Origin of the sequence: Aliamphritea hakodatensis (assembly GCF_024347195.1) — a bacterium.
Lineage (GTDB): Bacteria > Pseudomonadota > Gammaproteobacteria > Pseudomonadales > Balneatricaceae > Amphritea > Amphritea hakodatensis.
Map to the genome: position 1 here is coordinate 2,860,816 of NZ_AP025281.1, position 18,071 is coordinate 2,878,886.

15 protein-coding genes and 1 riboswitch are annotated in these 18,071 nt (G+C 52.0%); of the genes, 6 read left to right on the forward strand and 9 right to left on the reverse strand.

Features of this window, described 5'->3' with window-relative positions; all coding sequences use genetic code 11:
• Positions 1–55 precede the first annotated feature (55 nt).
• Positions 56–1,003: a DMT family transporter gene (locus PCI15_RS13220; protein WP_271270426.1), complete on the reverse strand. Its 948-nt coding sequence runs from the start codon at positions 1,001–1,003 to the stop codon at positions 56–58.
• Positions 1,004–1,137: 134 nt separating this feature from the next.
• Between PCI15_RS13220 and PCI15_RS13225 the strand changes: the two genes are divergently transcribed.
• Both PCI15_RS13225 and PCI15_RS13230 read left to right on the forward strand, forming a co-directional pair.
• On the forward strand, positions 1,138–2,061 hold the full coding sequence (locus tag PCI15_RS13225) for a LysR substrate-binding domain-containing protein (RefSeq protein ID WP_271270427.1): 924 nt from the start codon (positions 1,138–1,140) through the stop codon (positions 2,059–2,061).
• Positions 2,062–2,243: 182 nt separating this feature from the next.
• Positions 2,244–2,993: an HDOD domain-containing protein gene (locus tag PCI15_RS13230; RefSeq protein ID WP_271270428.1), complete on the forward strand. Its 750-nt coding sequence runs from the start codon at positions 2,244–2,246 to the stop codon at positions 2,991–2,993.
• A gap of 11 nt (positions 2,994–3,004) precedes the next feature.
• On the opposite strand, the gene PCI15_RS13235 is transcribed toward PCI15_RS13230, so the two are convergent.
• Genes PCI15_RS13235 through PCI15_RS13245 form a run of 3 tightly spaced genes read right to left on the reverse strand, consistent with a single transcriptional unit; the run spans position 3,005 to position 6,810 of the window.
• Positions 3,005–3,979: a LysR substrate-binding domain-containing protein gene (locus PCI15_RS13235; protein WP_271270429.1), complete on the reverse strand. Its 975-nt coding sequence runs from the start codon at positions 3,977–3,979 to the stop codon at positions 3,005–3,007.
• A complete protein-coding gene (locus PCI15_RS13240) occupies positions 3,976–6,279 on the reverse strand; it encodes a mechanosensitive ion channel family protein (RefSeq protein WP_271270430.1) in 2,304 nt (767 codons plus the stop codon). The genes PCI15_RS13235 and PCI15_RS13240 overlap by 4 nt, the downstream gene beginning before the upstream one ends.
• Positions 6,280–6,318: 39 nt before the next feature.
• Positions 6,319–6,810 (reverse strand): methyltransferase family protein, encoded by a 492-nt coding sequence (locus PCI15_RS13245; RefSeq protein WP_271270431.1) that lies wholly within the window; start codon positions 6,808–6,810, stop codon positions 6,319–6,321.
• A 74-nt stretch (positions 6,811–6,884) separates the two neighbouring features.
• On the opposite strand from PCI15_RS13245, the gene PCI15_RS13250 reads away from it, so the two are divergent.
• The 4 genes from PCI15_RS13250 to PCI15_RS13265 all read left to right on the forward strand — a co-directional run bounded on the left by PCI15_RS13250 (position 6,885) and on the right by PCI15_RS13265 (position 9,408).
• Complete coding sequence (locus PCI15_RS13250) at positions 6,885–7,781, forward strand: endonuclease/exonuclease/phosphatase family protein (protein ID WP_271270432.1); 897 nt, start codon at positions 6,885–6,887, stop codon at positions 7,779–7,781.
• A 142-nt stretch (positions 7,782–7,923) separates the two neighbouring features.
• On the forward strand, positions 7,924–8,739 hold the full coding sequence (locus PCI15_RS13255; protein WP_271270433.1) for a substrate-binding periplasmic protein: 816 nt from the start codon (positions 7,924–7,926) through the stop codon (positions 8,737–8,739).
• Positions 8,740–8,842: 103 nt separating this feature from the next.
• A complete protein-coding gene (locus PCI15_RS13260) occupies positions 8,843–9,121 on the forward strand; it encodes a type II toxin-antitoxin system TacA family antitoxin (protein WP_271270434.1) in 279 nt (92 codons plus the stop codon).
• A 2-nt stretch (positions 9,122–9,123) separates the two neighbouring features.
• Positions 9,124–9,408, forward strand: coding sequence for a type II toxin-antitoxin system RelE/ParE family toxin (locus PCI15_RS13265; protein WP_271270435.1), 285 nt, complete (start codon positions 9,124–9,126; stop codon positions 9,406–9,408).
• 117 nt (positions 9,409–9,525) lie between these two features.
• Here the strand turns inward: PCI15_RS13265 and PCI15_RS13270 are convergent, their stop codons facing one another.
• The 5 genes from PCI15_RS13270 to PCI15_RS13290 form a co-directional block, all read right to left on the reverse strand.
• Complete coding sequence (locus PCI15_RS13270; protein WP_271270436.1) at positions 9,526–11,493, reverse strand: Rieske 2Fe-2S domain-containing protein; 1,968 nt, start codon at positions 11,491–11,493, stop codon at positions 9,526–9,528.
• A gap of 26 nt (positions 11,494–11,519) precedes the next feature.
• Positions 11,520–12,695, reverse strand: coding sequence for an SRPBCC family protein (locus tag PCI15_RS13275; protein ID WP_271270437.1), 1,176 nt, complete (start codon positions 12,693–12,695; stop codon positions 11,520–11,522).
• A 151-nt stretch (positions 12,696–12,846) separates the two neighbouring features.
• Positions 12,847–12,991, reverse strand: a riboswitch (cobalamin riboswitch).
• A 187-nt stretch (positions 12,992–13,178) separates the two neighbouring features.
• A complete protein-coding gene (locus PCI15_RS13280; RefSeq protein ID WP_271270438.1) occupies positions 13,179–14,594 on the reverse strand; it encodes an MATE family efflux transporter in 1,416 nt (471 codons plus the stop codon).
• Positions 14,595–14,669: 75 nt separating this feature from the next.
• Positions 14,670–15,995 (reverse strand): sensor histidine kinase, encoded by a 1,326-nt coding sequence (locus PCI15_RS13285; protein ID WP_271270439.1) that lies wholly within the window; start codon positions 15,993–15,995, stop codon positions 14,670–14,672.
• A gap of 72 nt (positions 15,996–16,067) precedes the next feature.
• Complete coding sequence (locus PCI15_RS13290; protein WP_271270440.1) at positions 16,068–17,600, reverse strand: HD domain-containing phosphohydrolase; 1,533 nt, start codon at positions 17,598–17,600, stop codon at positions 16,068–16,070.
• Positions 17,601–18,071 lie beyond the last annotated feature (471 nt).

The following is an 18,071-nucleotide window of genomic DNA, read 5'->3' on the forward strand; positions in this document are numbered from 1 at the left end:
CGGCGTAACAGGGCGGAAGCTAGCTTCCGGCCCTGTTTTTGCGGTATCAGTGATCTTACCGGCCGCCTTCCTGAGCCGGCTGTAATCCCGCCGGGTCTGAATCCGGCACAGACAGCACCTCCAGCACACAGGCGCTGATGATCAGCCCGGCACCGCACCACGCGATCAGTGACATATGCTCTTCAGGCAGCAGTAAACTGGCAGAGGCCACCGCCACAATCACTTCAGACATCATCAGCAGGCCTACCCTGCCCGGCAGAAGAAACTTCTGTGCCCAGAAAATCGCCAGCACCGCCGGCAGAATGATACCGATGGCAATCACCGAGGTCTGGGGCAATACCGCCAGTATCTGTTCAGCGCTGACGCCGCTCTCCGAACCATAGTCTGCAGAACTGTAACCGGCACCGGCAATCAACCCCAGTAACAGGGCGCCGGCGACGGTAAAACAAAACTGGCTCAGCAACATGCCCGGTAATGGCACGCTGTCATAACGCTTGATCATCGCTGCACCAAATGCCCAGCAAACCCCGGAAAAGAAGCCAAACACATCGCCAATATTAAATGCTGCAGAACCTTCACCGGACAACAGCAGCGCCATACCGACTAAGCCGGCAACCGCTGCCAGCCAGCGCGGCCAACCGGCCTTCTCCTTAAACCAGACAATCTCAATCAGGGTTGCCCACACGGGTGTGAGATAAAACAACAGCGTTGCCCGCACCACTGACGAATAAATAACCCCTGAGGAATACAGAGCGATGGCCATGCCGGTGAAAATACCGATTAACAGCATCCGGCCGAGATAGCCCCGGTGGGCACGTAACTGCAGCCCGACTAACAACAGCAAAGGCAAAATCGCCGGCATGTTTAAGACCGCAACCGCCAGGGTTCCGCTAATCCCCTGCTCTTCCAGAAAGCGCAACGGAATCCAGTAAATGCCCCATAACGCGGCAGAGAAAAACACCACAGCCGATGCCAGCCCGGCACCTGGAGATCTGATCAGCACTGTTAGCCACCCTTAAAAATAGAAAATCTTCGTGAGGTTTTTAGTCACCCTCTTACACGGAATTCTAGGCGTCTTATTATCCGGGCGGAATTCATATATTATTTTCTTATCATTAACATTTTCTAAATATTGCCATGAATCAGTCTCTGCCGTCCCTGAATACATTAAAGGCTTTTGAAGCAGCTGCCCGACACCTTAACTATCACGCTGCCGCAGAAGAACTTAATGTAACACCTGCCGCCGTGAAGCAGCTGGTCAGCCGGCTGGAAGCCGCTGTCGGCACTCCTCTGCTGACCCGCAAAGGCCGGGGGCTGATACTGACACAGGCGGGCATGGCGGGGCTGGATGACCTCAGCCAGGGAATGCAGCACATCCGGACGTCCGTTGAAAAAATGCGCGACACCCGGCAGCGCCGACAACTGATCATTACGGTTGAACCGTCTTTTTCCAGTGCCTGGCTGGTCCCCCGGCTGGCGCAGTTCCGTCAGGCCCATCCTGATATCAGTGTGCTGATTGACTCATGCCCCCAGATTATTGACTTACCACGCAGCAATATCGATCTGGCGATCCGCTACGGAATCCCACGGGATGACGGGCTGGTCCGCCACCCTCTGTTCAGCGACATAATTCTGCCGGCCTGCAGCCCGGCCTATGCTGCGGGATTGCCTTTCCCACCGGTACTGTCAGACTTGCAGGCCAGCGAACTCATTCACTGGGACACCACGCAGCTGGAAGGCGCTAAATCCAGCCAGCAATGGTTTCTGTGGCAAGGCTGGCTGGCAAACTTTGGCATCCAGCACATAGCCACCGATGAAGGCATGCATTTCAGTGAATACAGTCAGGCTCTGCAGGCAGCCATTGCCGGACAGGGGGTAATACTGGTCAGCGAACCCATTGTCAGTAACCTGTTTCAGTCCGGTCTGCTCACCTGCCCGTTCGACGAAAAAGCCAGTCCGGCCCTCAGCTATGATGTGGTCGCCACGGAAGAATCTGCCCGACGCCCGGAAGCCCTGGCATTTATCGACTGGATCACGGCCACCGCACACGCCGAACGCTGACAACCCAGCGCATTCATAAAAGCACAATCTGGGTACATTAGATCCCATATACCCCAGAATAATGACCGGAAAACCTATCTGGATCAGATGTTTGCCTTAAGCAGCATTGCCATTGTTCCGGGGTCTGCAATAATTTTACTGTTAATAACAGCCGGGCAGGACCACGAGTCCGCAGGATGCCTATGAATACAGACCGAAAAACACGTAAGAAATACTTAAATCTGGAAGCGGTCGAAAAACAGATCGGCCATTTCCCGATGCTACCGGGTGTCATTCATCAACTGATGCAACTGGACCCGCAGTCCGAACATTTTTTTGAAGCAGTCTTCCAACTGGCAAGAACTGATCCACCGCTGGCGTGCCTGATACTCAGCCATGCCAATTCGGCCACATCCTCCCCCGGGCATCCGATTTATGACCTGCGTGAAGCGCTGACCCGTATTGGTTCAGAAACTGTCGTGAAGCTGGTCACAGAAGTGTCCGTTGGCAAAGTGTTTATGCCCTCTACCGAGGCAGAAAAAAGCCTCTGGCCCCATTCAGTCCGGGTCGCCAGTGAAGTTGAACGTTCCTGCCAGCAGAAAGACAGTAAGATCCCCCCGGAACTGGGGTATATCTGCGGACTGCTCCACGATCTGGGGCGTTTTGTTCTGCTGCAATTTTCACCGCAAACTATCAACCAGGCTGCCGCTGCTGGCTGGCAGTCGCTGGATGACCTGCCCAGAGCGGAACTGCAACTGATCGGCACCACCCATGCCCAGATCGGTTATATAGCCGCCAAAAAAATGAACCTGCCAAAAATCATCTGCAGCCTGATTAAACATCACCATGATCCCGGTGTAATCAGCAACAGCAAAGCCCCTGAACGTTTCAGAATTCTGGTGGGTATTACCCGCGATGCCCTGCTCAGCAGCCCAAACCCAAGTATTCAGTAAAACAACCTGATTCAGCCTGCAATCCGGTGCTTCACCAGTGGATTGGTTTCCAGCTGCTGCTGTTGCCAGCGAATAAAGTCAGCCACCAGCGTATCGCTTTGCAGATCTTCCAATCCATCGCTGGCGATCAGCCAGTAACCGGGCATCAGTGCCGGGGCCAGCTGGCTAACGGTCCAGTCTCCCAGTGGCTGCACCAGCTCGCCAGTTGCCATATGATCACGGGCTACATCTTCTGACATCAGTGCCACCCCCAGCCCCTGCAGCGTTGCTTCAATCTGGCTGGCCTGACTGTCCAGTGGCATCGCCTGACGCTCTGCAACCGTGTCCACATCAAAATGCTCCAGCACCTGTTTCCACAGATACACCGACAGCTCCGTGCAGAGTAAACGGTGATGCAGTAAATCCTGAGGCTCAGCCAGCGCTTTACGCTTCAGTAACGAGGGCGCACAGACCAGGCACTTATCATCCCTGATCAGCAGCTGTTTGTGTCGGAATGGCCACTGACCAAACCCCCACTGAATGGCGACATCCGTTTCTTCCCGGGAGAAATCCGGAAACCTTAAAGCCGTACGGACATTGAAATCCACCTGAGGATAACGGGCTTCAAACTCACTGAAACCGGGCAATAAACAATGCACGGCAAACCAGGGAGATACCCGGATATTGAACTGCCGGCGCCCCTGCTTGGCACGGATATCCGCAATGCCGGTTTCGATCAGGCTGACCCCCCGCTCAACATAATCCAGCAACTGCCCGCCTTCATGGGTCAGCTGTATACCCGCGGGCAAACGTACAAACAGGCTGAACTGCAGGGATTCCTCCAGTGAACGTACCTGCAGGCTCACCGCCTGGGGCGTTACGCACAACGCCTCGGCTGCTTTTTTAAAGCTGCCATGGCGGGCCGCCACGGCAAACACATGCAAGCCCCGCAAAGGTAAACGGCCGGAGGCTGACCGTGAATCCTGTGTCATCATTTTTTCTGTCATGCTGGCTTAGCCGGTTCTGCCGGCTGGCTGTTCTGGATGGCTTCACTGGCCGCCGCTACCGCCCGTTCTTTATCCTGCTCGGTAGCATGCTCCGGCATCTGAACCTCAACCTTACGGCGGGCAAACTCAATGCCGTTCTCCGCAAACACCCGCTGGACCTGCGCATAAACTTCCTTACGGATCATAAACTGGCCACCGGGTTTACAGGTGAATTTACCGCGGATCACCATCCCCACTTCATCCACTTCCAGCACCCCCTGACTCTTGAACGGCTCAATAAAATCTTTACCGATCAGCGGATGGTCCAGCAACTCTTTGCCCAGATTCTTAAACAGCTTCTTCACCTTGTTGATATCCGTATCATGGGGCACCCGGAAACGCAGTTTCATAATCACCCAGTCACGGCTGTAGTTGGTCAGCCGCGCAATATCGCCGTACGGTACGGTATGCAACGCGCCAAGATGATGCCGTAAACGCAGCGAACGCAGGGCAATCTTTTCAACCGTCCCCTTAATCTCACCCACATCCACGTACTCTCCCATGCGGAAGGCATCATCAATCAGGAAAAACATTCCGGACACGATATCCTTCACCAGCGTCTGCGCGCCAAAGCCGATTGCCAGACCGACCACACCGGCACCGGCCAGCAGTGGCGTGGTATTAACCCCAAGACTGCTGAGAATAGCAAACAGCGAGCTGACAAAAATCAGCACAAAGGCAATGATCCGGATAATCGGCAATAAAGTCGCCGCCCGGGACAGCCCCTGCCCGCCTTCCGAATCCTGTTCCTGATCACCGACTGGCAGCTCAGTCGCCAGCTTGCGTTTAACCAGCACATCAATCACCTGCGCGGCAATCATCGCCAGCAACAGCAATACCGTCGACTCCACCAAGCTGGCGGCGATCCTCGCGCTCACCCCCTGACTAGCCAGATCCACATAGCTGACACCCCACAGCAGTGGCAGGATGATCAGAACAATACCTGCCAGTAACAACCGGGTAACCCGAAGCGCACTGATCTGCACTTCACCGCGCATCAGGGCTTCCTGCTCCCAGGTAACATCCCCAACAGCATCTTCCGCCAGCCCGGCCGGGGGATCTTCAGCCTGCGTCTGCTCAGCCTGAGGTTTTGGCTCTCCGGCACTCAGATGTAACGGATAAAAATGCTCAATAATGGCCCGGATCGCCACATCAAAAAACGGCACCACCAGCAAAATAAGCAGCGTAACCACCGCCGCATACACCACTTCCAGGCTGAACCCGCCATTAGCGATGATCACCTGCAAGCTCAGCCAGGTCAGTACCACCGCCACCATCACCACTTTCGGCCAGAATTCAGCGAACCGCATTCTGGCCGGACTACTCTGTTCATTCTGCAATAACAGCATTGCGGTAAACGTTTGGCGGTTACTCCACACAATCCACAGCAGCGCCAGATAAAAACAAATATCCAGCCAGAAACCCAATCCGGTTTCCAAAGGCTTTAAGCGCAGGTGCCAGACCCACTCCAGAAAAATACTGCTGGTTGCCAGCAAAGCAAGCACAACCCCCTGCCAGACCATGCGAATCGCGGCAGGGTCCGGCAGATTAATCATCCGTAAATGTGGATGTCTGGGTGCCAAAAAAAACGACATCAGCACATACGCCACCAAACCAACATAGACATAATCGAGAATGGCGATGGCCGTCATCAGCGCAGTACTGTGGCTGATAGCCAGCATCATCAGGGTTTCAGCCAGACTATAAAAAATCACCAGACTGATGTTCACCAGTAAAAACTGCCGCCCCAGCAACTTCAGTCTGAGGGAAAACGGCACTGCCAAACCGTCATTTACAGGCAGACGGTATTTCACGGGCAGCAGGCGTAGCGCACCGGCAGAAATGCTATAGGTAACCGCGAGAATCAGCGCGACAAGCCCGGCAAACCAGATAACGGTAAATACATCACTGAAGGCCTCATTCAGTGCCTCCCCCACCACCGCAAAATTCCGGGGTAACGCCAGCAGTTGCTGAACAGCATCCAGCAAATGCTCCCGGGTGTTAACAATACCGGCGGTAAAGCCCTCAAACAGGCTTTGTTTATCTTCAGCGGATTTTTCAGCCAGCCCCTGCAGTTGCTTATTCAGCAGGCTGCGCACTTCTTTATCTGATAACTCCGCCAGAAAACCACTGACACTTTCTTTTGTCAGTGTTTCCGGCAGCAGGGGTTCGGCAGTGGCTGTCGCGGCATGCACGTTTACCAGCACACTCAGCAGCAAAGAAAACACAACCCCAAGGCTGGTGAATAATCGCAACTGCATAAAGGGTATCCTTTGTTATTTTTCTTTAGGGAACCGGCGTCAGAACCAACGCCGAACCTGCTGCGCATAGCGCTGATACTCATCACCAAACTTAGCCAGCAGATATGCCTCTTCTTTACGGATGGCAAAATGAGACAACAGCCTCAGCGTCAGACTGCCACATAACACAACCCAGCCGTTCAGCAGCCAAAGCCCTAAGCCAATCTGAAATACAAACATGGCAAGATAGACAGGATTACGTGAGAAACGGTACACACCTGAAATAATAATACGGCGGGTAGGCTGCCAGGGTTCTATATGGGTTTTAGCCCGCCAAAACTGCCAGACACATGCCAGCGCCAGACACAGGGCAACGGCCATCAGAAAAACGCCCAGCCAGTACACTAGCGTACTCAGCGTTAAAGGCACAATAAGGTTCAGCCCCATCCCCAGTAACACTGATCCGGCGACCATCACCGGCGGCGGTACTCTGACACCAGGGCCACGCTTATCGTTATCTGGATCAAATGGCTGATCGGAATGCGTTGTCATCTTAACATCCGGCTATCAATGGCATTATTACAGCAGTATATTGAATCCCCGGGGTAATGATAAGGAATCAGACAATGTTCAGTTTACAAAACAACAGGATAGTTAAACTGCAACTCATTTCAGCGCTAATTCTTAGCAGTGAATACAGCCTTGCCAGTGAGCTAAAGGTTGCCAGCTGGAATATTGAATGGCTCGATTCCACACCGGTACAGCGCCAGCAGGAACGTACAGCAGCAGACTATGCAAAACTCAGGGACTACGCCCGGCAGTTAGACGCTGACATCATCGCGTTTCAGGAGGTGGCCGACACAGCCAGCGCCGCCCGGCTGTTCCCTGCCGATGAATATCAGCTGTTCATTTCATCCCGGGAGAACGATCAGAAAGTTGGCTATGCGGTTCGTAAATCTCTTCACGTTCAACCCCTGCCCGAACTGAAAGCGCTGGATCTTCACCGCAGACAAAGCCTGCGCTACGGTCTGCCACTGAAGGTTACGGCCCCGGACGGCAAAACCCTCACTCTACTCAACGTGCACCTGAAAGCAGGCTGCTACAACAATGCAGCAGACAAGCAAAGCAAACGGCGTAAAAACTGCCAGCAGCTTGACCGGCAAACAGACCTGATCCGCAGCTGGGCAGAACAACAGGGTGATCGCAACTACGCCATTTTAGGAGACTTTAACCGGCAACTGAAAAACAGCGCCGACAAGTACGCTAAACGTCTGCAGAATACTGGCCTGCGCACTACCGGTAACAACAATGCCAGCCAGTGCTACAGTCGCCGTTATGATAAGAAAAAACACCGCTGGACCCTGCGAAATTATAAGCAGTATATCGACCATATCCTGCTAAGTGATTCAGTATTCAGCGCCCTGCAACCGGGATCGTTCCACCATCATACCTTTGCAAAAGATGATGTACTGAACCATTACCTGAGCGATCACTGTCCGATATCCGTCACCCTCAGTCTTTAGCCCCTCACCGTTAGCAGAAAAGCCTGAGAACCGCCTCTTATGCTTTTTTTCTATTTGCTTATGCGCCATTTTACTATACCTTTTAGTATTCCAACTCTTTGATTTATTTGTAGTATCTTAAATCCATTGGGGATACAAACGTATGAGACGCCGCGTTCAGTTAGTCAGAAGTATACTGCTCGGGATCGGTCTGTTGTTTACTGCCAATACATATTCAGGGTCCGCAGATGTACCCCTTAAAGCCTGTGGCCATCAGGACTACCCGCCCTGGAACTGGCACAGCAAAGGCGAAATACACGGCGCCTGCGCAGATGTTACCCGCGAGCTGTTCGGCCGGCTGGGGGTCAGCGTTGACCTTTCTTACGTCGGCCCCTGGAAACGCTGCCAGAAAGCAGTTGAACAGGGTGATGTAGACGTCAACATCTGTGCTTTTATCAACCCCGCCCGCCAAACCTATTCAGACTTCACCGCCACCCCGATGGGCCACAACCAGAACGCCGTCTTCGTCAGCAAGGACAACGCATTCAGTTTTCACCGCTGGGAAGATCTCAGTGGGAAGCAGGCAGCCATGGTACTGGGCGTGAGTATCGGCGAACAGTTTGATACGTTTCTGAAAAACAATGTGAATATTGAATGGGTACCGGATTACAAATCGGCTTTCATGATGCTTAAACACCGGCGGGTCGATTTTGTACCCTTCGGCCGCCAATCCGGGCTAACCAAACTGGCCACACTGAAAATGTCAGATGATATCGTGCCACTGGATCACCCGATCACCACCGGCAACCTGTACATCTCTATCTCAAAAAAATCCCGGTGGAAGCATTTACTGCCCGAAATTAACGCCATGATTCAGGAACCGGACTATCGGCAATGGGTTAAAGAGTTACTGAAAACCAACATAGAGAAGTATTCCGCTGAGCAGGCCGGACTCAGCTCATCAATCAAGAATAACTGACCAACGCACTGCATCTGTGCGATCCGTCATTCTGTCCTTCTGAATTTTGAAGACCTGATGAGCACGTGCTAACATTTGTACACACGCAGTTTTGGAGGTTCTCATGGATACCAGAATCCAGTTTCGCGTTGACGAAGAAACGAAACGTCTCGCACAGCAAATGGCAGAAAGCCAGGGACGAACACTCAGCGATGCCTGCCGGGAGCTGACTGAGCAGCTCGCAGAACAACAACGCAAAGTACTGACACATGATGCATGGCTGACCGAACAGGTTAATCAGGCATTTGAAAAGCTCGACTCAGAGCAAACTACATTTATCGATAACGAATCAGCAAAAAACGATATGTCGGCGCGTAAAGCCAGAATCCGAAACCGGAGCTAAACATGATTCAATGGAGTGAAGAATCATTAAACGACAGGGAAAAGATATTTGAATTTCTGTACGCATTTAATCCTGCTGTTGCAGAAAAAACAGATGATATTATTCAGGCAAAAGTTGAGAATCTGACTGAGCAGCCAAAGTTGGGAGTGAAAAGAAACAACATCCGCGGCAGACTGCTCATCATTCCTGAAATTTCAGTGCTCGTCTCTTACTACACTGATAATGCTGTCATCCGCATCATGCGCGTATTGCATCAGAAACAGAAATTCCCTTCAGAGACAAACTGACCTTACCTGCTTCTGCAATACCACCGGAGCTAAAAGCAATTGATAACACAGTCTCGCTAAACCCAAACCAAAAAAGGAGAGCCGAAGCTCTCCTTTTTTCTTACCTTCACCAACCGTTTACAGGGCGATTTCGGTATTCGTGATCGGGTTAGTACAGCACGCCAGTACATAGCCCTGATCGATTTCCTTCTGGCTGATACCGCCACTGTGAACCATATGGGTTTCACCGGAAACAACCTTCACCTTACAGGTACCGCACACACCGAAGCCACAGGCACTCGGGATGGCGATGTCCGCCGCTTTCGCTGCATCCAGAAGGGTTTCACGCTGGCTGACTTCGCGGCTCTTATCAGACTTACCGAAGTTAACGTGCACGATTTCTGCACCATCCGGGAACTGATCTTCCTGATTTGAGGTATCCGGCGCACCAAAGCTTTCTTCGTGGTAACGGCTCATGTCAAAACCGGATGCATCCAGCGCATCCCGCACCGCTTTCATGAAGGGCGCAGGTCCGCAGCAATACACATCACGGTCCATATAATCCGGTGCTGTCAGACCCAGAATCAACTTATTGAAGCGGCCACGTAAACCTGTCCAGGCATTGTACTTGGTATCTTCAGCACACACCCAGCTCAGACGGAAGTTCGGACAACGCCCTGCTACATTCTCCAGCTCCTCACGGAACAGAATGTCCTGTGGTGTATTCACACAGCTGATGAAGTTCACGTCCATGTCGTAACCGTAGTCAAACATCCAGCGGGTCATGGACATCATAGGTGTGATGCCTGAACCGGCGGAAATAAACAGATATTTCTCTGACGGCTGATTAAAGAAGCTGAATTCACCTGCCGGACCGTAAGCCTTCAGGCTGTCGCCCGGCTGAACGTTTTCGAACAACCAGCGTGTACCTGTGCTATCTGGCTGCACTTTTACAGTGACAGACAAAGAGAACGGACGTGAAGGTGTTGACGAAATCGTATACGTACGCAGAACAGGACCCTCTTCAGTTGGCAGTGACAAGGTCACAAACTGGCCTGGCTTGAACTTAAACCAGCTGTTGCCATCTGTTTTGAAGGTATAGGTCTTAACGTTCTCGGTCTCATCCACCACCATGGTGCACACCAGCTCCTGGGCACTGCTGTCCCAGGTACGGTGTTCAGAGAACATGTCGTTGTAGTCCATGTCGTTATGACGCAGAACAGGTGCTTCCAAACCGTACTTTTCAGCAAAGTCCATATTCGCCTGATGCTGTTCATCAGGGTCAGTGTCGGCAGTCACTACAATGCTGGACTGGTAGTCAGTCACGCCCCACTGTTCCATCAGGGCCTGGTCATGATAGTCACGGCCCATAACAGAATCTGCAGCTACCAGACACTGGATCGAAATTTCAGTCTGATACAGGTTTAACGGAATCTGACGAATAATGGCGATATGATCAGAAGCCTGCCAGATGCTGATACTTTTGCCGCTATACAGGCACTCAGCTGCATCGTTGATAAAACTTTCGGCTTCATCCCAGTGAGCATCAACCTGCTGACGATAATCCGCAGCAGAGCTCCACTGATCGGTATCCGACAACGATAAATCAGACAAAGTCTTCTTAAAAGAATCGTCAACCCCTGCAAATACTGCACTTTCATCCGTCAGATGTACGAAGACAAAACCATCATGTTCCGCTACTGCAAACTTCTTGAGCGGAAACTCATCGATGTTGATTTCATCCATCATGTTACGGGCAAAAACCAGCTGACCGTTCAGATCGTACGTCCACTGATGATAAGGACACACCAGATTTGGCGCATTACCTTTGTCCTGCTGGCACACCCGTGAACCACGGTGCCGGCAACTGTTATTCAAAGCGACGATTTCAGCATCATTATTACGGACTAAAATCACAGGATAGTGACCCGCCTGAACCGTAATGTAGTCACCATTAGCAGGAATCTGGCTGCTATGGCCAGCAAAAATCCAGTCACTGTACCACTGCTCATGCAGTTCAGATTTAGAACTTTCGTGGCTCTGGTAAATCAGTTCCTGATTGTCTTCAGTTCCACAGGGGCGGCTTGTCGAAGTTGTTGTTGTCATTATCAGATCTCTTACTGCCGTGAGTTTCAGCTCAGGCGTGCCTGCAAAGTGTTGCTGTACCATTCAATAAACTGAATAACACCGTCTTCCTGATTTTCCGAGTACGGGCCGGATGAATACAGCGGTGAATTAATGCCCCGCTGGTTCTCTTCCACCAGGTGCTTATCCTGAGCATTGGTGGCTTCCCATACTTCCAGCAGCTCCGCCGGGTTGTAATCCACATTTTCTTCAGCATCAGCCCGCACCATCCACTTAGTGGTCACCAGTGTGGTCTGCGGCCCCAGTGGCAACATACGGAAAGAAATAACGTGATCACCCAGAAAGTGATTCCAGGTATTCGGGTAATGGAACAACACCAGGGCACCGACATTTGGCAGCGCTTCATCGCACAGCGGCTTGGCGACCGCATCTTCGCCGCTCATGGTGTAGCTGGTGAAGTCTTTGAGCAGTGGCATACGGGCCACCCGGAAGTCGCCTTTATCGGAAATTTTAAAACGGCTTGGCAAACCGGCTTCTTCACAGCGCTCCCAGTGATCAGACACCATGGCAGGCACTTCGCCCGTCGGGCTGACACCGGTGACCGCCGGGTCTTCCGGGTAAGTAATGATCAGTTCCGGATGGTTACTCAGGCAGTGATAACATTCGCGGTTATTCTCGAATACCAGCTTCCAGTTACCTTCTTCAATGATGGAAGACTGGGCAGCAATTTTCACATTGGCCATGCTGTGCGGTGCCATATACGGCTCGACCACACTGCTGAACGCCGCAAAATCTTCCGGCGCATCCGCCAGGCAAACAAACAGATAGCTCTGCACACTGTTCAGCGCTACCGGCTGCAGCTGTGCTTCTTCCTCACCCAGGGATTCGCCATCCAGCTGATACTGAATTGTCGCACCGCTGTCACCCAGGGTCAGTTGGTTACCGCTCTCTTCGTTACACAGCGGATAGCCGCTGACCGGACAACGGTTATAGAAGGCTTTCAGGGATTCACCCTGATTGATGATGACGATGTTATGCTCGCCCAGAGGCAGGGTCATGTAATCGCCGGTATTGGCTAACTCAAAATCATGGCCGACAAATATCCAGTCTTTGTACCAGATATTTTCCAGATCCATCTGATAAAGCGCAGGGTCATTGTAAAATTTGCCAGCCAGACTGAAGTTCTTTGGCTTATTGGCAAGCTCGGTAAGTACGTGTTGCATAGGGCCGCCTACACTAAAAAAGCAATAGCATCTCAGGCGGTGAACAGCATGAATTGTTACAGCTTTTTCTGGCAAGGGATAACCCTGCAGCCAAGCCGCAATTCAGTTTTGTTGTCCACCGCAACCTTAATCACCAGGCTCCGTGCCTGGTATCCAGTTTGTGACTTAGGTGGGATCGGGCTAAAAACGCATCTTTATCAGAAAACGTTCTCACCGTTACGGGGATAGCAACAGAGTTTCACTGTTTTCACCAACCCGCCGCTTGTGACGGCGTGTCCTAAGTGGCGCCAGTATCGCAAAAAAAAACTTCGGTCATTGCTTAAAAACGACCATTCCAGACCCAAAAAAGCCGGTGAAAAGGTCGTAAGTCGCATAAAAGCAGGGTATGAGTCGCAATCAGATGCAGAAAAAACAGCCTCTCAGATACCGTGATCCTTAAAACACAGGGAAAACTGTTTTTTCAGCCGGAAAAGAGAGAATGCTTCAGTGGGCCGGCAGCCAGACTTGCTGTCGCACCATCCGGTAGAGACGTCGCGCCTGGAACATTGCACTGAGCAACACCCCACACATAAAGCCGGCCCAGAAGCCAAATACACCATACTGCTCACCCCACAGATCAGTGAGCCCAAGGCTGTAACCCAGTGGAAACCCGATTGCCCAGTAAGATGTTAGCTGGATCAGCATCGGCATACGGGTATCCTGAAACCCTCTGAGCACCTGGATACACCACACCTGCAGCGCATCGAATACAAAGAACAGCGGTGCGAATACCAGCATGCTCGCTGACAGTGCGATTACCGCCGCATCCCGGACGAACAACCCGGGTACCCTGTCATGCCAGATCATGATCAGCGCGCCAGACACCAGACTGAATACCAGCACCATAGCCAGCCCCACTTTCAGTTGCTGGTGTACACCGCGGGTATCCTCCCGGCCGATACTGTGCGAAGCGCGAATGGCGGTTGCCTGGCCGATACACAGCCCGACCATCAGCACCAGCGCCGCCACCTGGATGGTAATCTGGTGCGCCCCCATTGAACTGACACCTAAAGGCGCGATCAGTAACGCAGAAATATTAAAATAGCCTTCTTCCGCCAGCAGCATCAGACCGATGGGCAGGCCAAGGCCCAGAATCGCTTTAATCCGCTGTTTGTCGACCCCCGGCCAGCGCTGGTAAACACGGTAACCTTTCAGCTTCGGATGTTTCGCCGCGTACACGCACAGCGCAACAGTCCATAAAGCGTACAGCGAAGCCGAGGTGACCGCACAGCCAACCCCGCCCATGCCTTCAAATGGCCCGACGCCAAATACAAACACATAATCCAGCAACAGATTCAACGGTAAAATAAGCAGGCTGGTCAGCGCAATGAAGCGGGTCAGCCCGTGACTTTCCAGCAGATTCATAACGACAATAAAGACGCCGATCGCCGGAAAGCCCAAACCGATAATGCTGATATAGCCCTGCGCAATGCGGGTTTCAGTGTCCCCCGCGCCCAGCCCGGGCAGCCAGCCGGGAATAATCCAGCTCAGCGCCGTCATTATCAGCCCCAGCGTTACCGCCAGAATCATTCCCTGTTGCACTTCACCGGTGACGTTCGCGCCATCATCCGCACCGTAAAATCGCGCCATACGTGGCAGTACTGCCCCCAGAACACCCACCATAAACAGCACCAGTATCAGCCAGATACTGCCGCCCATTGCCAGCCCCGCCAGATCCTGCGCACTGTACTGTCCGGCAACAATGGTATCGATGACTTCCATACCGACCATCGCAATATGTGCAACCGCCAGCGGAATAGCCAGGTTCAGAATGGCCCGGGCTTCACCCGCCGCTGGGGGAACTGTGTCTGATGAGTACTGATCCTGATGCATTTTCCATAACCACAAAAAAGCCGGCATACGGGAAGCACACCGGCGAAACAAGTCTTAGCATAACAGAAAAAACTGAACAATCATTCAGTTTACAGAGAGAATTCAGCCCTGGAATGAACTGAATCGATAACAAAAACTGACACCGCTATCTCCCGGCAATAACTCAATCTGCCCTTTCAGTGACTGGACGATCAGATTATATACAATAGACATACCCAGCCCCGTGCCACCTTCACTGCGGGCGGTGGTGTAAAAAGGCTCAAAGATTTTTTCCCGGCTTTCAGCATTCAGACCTTTACCGTTATCTGAGTAATCAATCTGCACTGAACCATCCTCACGACTGAATCCGGTAATCAAAATCCGGTTGTCTGCATCAGTTGCATCAAAGCCATGCCGGGCACTGTTCTCAATCAGATTGCTGAGCACCTGTGCATGTACCCCCGGCAATGTACGTACGGTTAAATCAGTCGGAATATCAAGCTGCAGCCGGATACGTTTTGTATTCAGCATGGCAGACAACGTTGAGATAACATCCGCATAGTATTCCCGCAGATTAATGGTTTCTTCTTCCAGCACATGCTGATCTGCCGCCGTGCGCTTAAAGCTGTCTATCAGGTCTTTCGCATGATTAAGGTTAAACGCCTGCAAACGCAGCGATTCCCGGGTTGAATCACAGTATTTATCCATATCTTCGATGGTCAGTTGCTGGGCCTCAACCTGCCGGCGAAAATCCCCGAACTGCTTTTCCATGAAACTGTGCGCCGTAATGGCAATCCCCAGCGGAGTATTCACCTCATGGGCAACGCCTGTGACCAGCCGGCCAAGGGCGGCCATTTTTTCCGATTCGACCAGTTGTTGCTGGGCGGCCTGTAAATTGGCCAGCGTGGTAGTCAGTTCGCGGGTCCGGCTGTGAACCTGGGCTTCCAGGGTTTCGTTAAGGTCTTCCAGCGACGTTTCAAATCTTGCCCGTTCGAGCTCAGCCGCTATCCGGCCGGAAAATACCTGAAACAGTCCTGAAATCAGCGCCTGTTCATCACTGATATCCCGTTCGTACAGTGCGGCAATCAGTCCCATAACCCGGCCTTTTGAATCCCGGATCGCGGTGCCGATATACCCTTCAATTTTCAGGTCGGCCAGGAATTCATCTTCAGGAAATGCGCTGGCAACACCCCGGGGAAAGCAGGCCACCTTTTCACACATTACATCGGAACAGGGAGTATCTTTCAGCGGATAACTGAAGGTATCACTGAGCTCACCTCTGGCCACCCACACCACCAGATCAGCTTTTTCATATGCATCATCCGCCTCAGCAATATAGGTATAGTCAGCCTTGAGAACCTTATTCAGTTTAAGGGTTATTTTCTGAAGGAAGTCAGCACCGTAAGTACTGGAAGCATCTTCAATAATCTCTTTAATATAATCTTCCATTACCTCTCATCCCACCAAAGAAAGCCCCACCAAAGAAAGCCCCACCAAAGAAAGCCCCACCACAGCCCCGGATCAGTCAGGATAACGATCCCGGGTTGCCACCATTTCATCGAAAGACTCAAAAAACAGCTCCACCAGCTGCGGATCAAATTTCACGCCCCGGTTCGTCTCAATAAACCCGCGAATATCCTCCAGTGACCAGGGGTCTTTGTAACAGCGCTTTGCACCCAGCGCATCGAAGACATCCACCAATGCCATAATCCGTGCCTCTATCGGAATCTGCTCGCCGGACAGCCCTTCCGGATAACCGCTGCCATCCCAGTTTTCGTGGTGGTAGCGGGCAATCCGTGACCCCAGCTGTGCCACCGGCAAATGGCTCTTCGCCAGCATATTACCGCCAATTTCTGCATGGCTCTGCATCACCGACCATTCCGCAGCATCGAGCTTACCCGGCTTACCGAGAATATTATCGGGGATGGCTATTTTACCGATATCATGCAGGGGCGCTGCGGTCTTAATCGCCGCGCAAAAACTGTCCGGCAGCCCCACTTTACGGGCCAGCAGCTCACTCAGAATCGCCACCCGCTTCACATGGGAACCGGTTTCCTTACTGCGGGCCTCGACCGCTTCCCCCACGATATACATCAGCTCACGCTGGTTATCCGCTAACTGCTGTTTACCAATCAGGTTCTCAAGAATCAGTGCAATATTGGTGATATACAACTCCGCCAGACGGGCATTAAAGTGCTCGCCTTTATCCGCATATTTCACGTAAAACACTGAACGGGTGGTGGCAGAGGTCTGAAAGTAGGCCACAAAATAGTCACGGGCCTGAACATTTTGCCCCAGCCGGAAGACAGAACCGATTTGCCGCCTGACCTTTTCCGGTATCGCGCTGACACAATGGCTGCCCACACCTTCCCGGCCGCTACAGGCAACCACGGTTTCACGGGTCTCTCCCATGAAATCATCCTCATGACGCACCATGTAAAAAGACGCCCCTTTGAGGTGCAGCAGAGGCAACATATTATCCAGCGCCGCCAGGGCAAACTCTTCAAGATTCTGAACTTTAAGAATGGTATTTGATGTGCGGATCAGGTTGCGGAATTCCCTGAGGTTTCTCAGGATGGTTTCAATATCCCGGTAACTGCGAATGCCTGAGATCACCGAGGTGGTCATTTTAAGCGCAGTAAATTCCGTCTTGGTTTTATAGTCGTTAATGTCATACCGGCGAATGACGTCTTCTTCAGGTGCCATCCCCGCCTGACCGGTCCGCAAGACCAGCCGGATAGACTGGTTCTGAAGTTTTTCACGGATCCAGGAAACCAGTTCCAGACCCGCGCTGTCACTTTCCATCACCACATCGACAAATGCCATGGCAAACTCGGTGCCATTCTGCAGCATGCTGCGGGCTTCAGTACCGTTATAGGCAAAGTGCAGCTTCAGTGGCCGGCCAAATACTTCAACACCGGCAAGAACCAGTTGGGTAACATCATGAATAGCCTGCTCATCATCAACCACCAGCACATGCCAGTGATCCACTTCCTCAGGTATATGCACGTGATCTGAGGGTTGCTCAGACCGCTTAAACTGAAACAGCGTCATATCGTTATCGTTCCCCCGGATGCATCACACCGAAAACAGCAAACCTGGCCTGACGCACACCTGTAACGTCTTCCTGACACTCTCTTCCACCGGACCGCTGAAAACAGCCAGTCCATCTTCCATGCAGCCAGTTCAAGCACATTCAGGCTGAACTGCTGCTAACAAAAAAGTAAAAAATACGGGCTACAATTCCTGCCCTGCGACATCATTAACCAGCCTGAAACAGCACTGTCTGCTGTCGGTGCAAATACCAGTATCAATAAAAGCCTAACATCAAAATCAGCCCCCGTATGGCTGGCAGGCACCCTTTTATGCCACTGCAAAACTGCCAAATTCATACGCGACTCCGTACAGAGATATACCGGAAGCCTGCCATCCATTGGAAATCAACAGGTTAGCTTTCTCTGCTAATCACCACCTCAGTAAAACCTGGCTAAATAACTGTGGCACAAGATTAACCATTTTAGTAAC

Excerpts from the sequence above, each read along its gene's own strand:
- PCI15_RS13225 (WP_271270427.1), top strand. The coding sequence starts at position 1,138 with ATGAATCAGTCTCTGCCGTCCCTGAATACATTAAAGGCTTTTGAAGCA.
- PCI15_RS13230 (WP_271270428.1), top strand. The coding sequence starts at position 2,244 with ATGAATACAGACCGAAAAACACGTAAGAAATACTTAAATCTGGAAGCG.
- PCI15_RS13235 (WP_271270429.1), bottom strand. The coding sequence starts at position 3,979 with ATGACAGAAAAAATGATGACACAGGATTCACGGTCAGCCTCCGGCCGT.
- PCI15_RS13240 (WP_271270430.1), bottom strand. The coding sequence starts at position 6,279 with ATGCAGTTGCGATTATTCACCAGCCTTGGGGTTGTGTTTTCTTTGCTG.
- PCI15_RS13245 (WP_271270431.1), bottom strand. The coding sequence starts at position 6,810 with ATGACAACGCATTCCGATCAGCCATTTGATCCAGATAACGATAAGCGT.
- PCI15_RS13250 (WP_271270432.1), top strand. The coding sequence starts at position 6,885 with ATGTTCAGTTTACAAAACAACAGGATAGTTAAACTGCAACTCATTTCA.
- PCI15_RS13255 (WP_271270433.1), top strand. The coding sequence starts at position 7,924 with ATGAGACGCCGCGTTCAGTTAGTCAGAAGTATACTGCTCGGGATCGGT.
- PCI15_RS13260 (WP_271270434.1), top strand. The coding sequence starts at position 8,843 with ATGGATACCAGAATCCAGTTTCGCGTTGACGAAGAAACGAAACGTCTC.
- PCI15_RS13265 (WP_271270435.1), top strand. The coding sequence starts at position 9,124 with ATGATTCAATGGAGTGAAGAATCATTAAACGACAGGGAAAAGATATTT.
- PCI15_RS13270 (WP_271270436.1), bottom strand. The coding sequence starts at position 11,493 with ATGACAACAACAACTTCGACAAGCCGCCCCTGTGGAACTGAAGACAAT.
- PCI15_RS13275 (WP_271270437.1), bottom strand. The coding sequence starts at position 12,695 with ATGCAACACGTACTTACCGAGCTTGCCAATAAGCCAAAGAACTTCAGT.
- PCI15_RS13280 (WP_271270438.1), bottom strand. The coding sequence starts at position 14,594 with ATGCCGGCTTTTTTGTGGTTATGGAAAATGCATCAGGATCAGTACTCA.
- PCI15_RS13285 (WP_271270439.1), bottom strand. The coding sequence starts at position 15,995 with ATGGAAGATTATATTAAAGAGATTATTGAAGATGCTTCCAGTACTTAC.
- PCI15_RS13290 (WP_271270440.1), bottom strand. The coding sequence starts at position 17,600 with ATGACGCTGTTTCAGTTTAAGCGGTCTGAGCAACCCTCAGATCACGTG.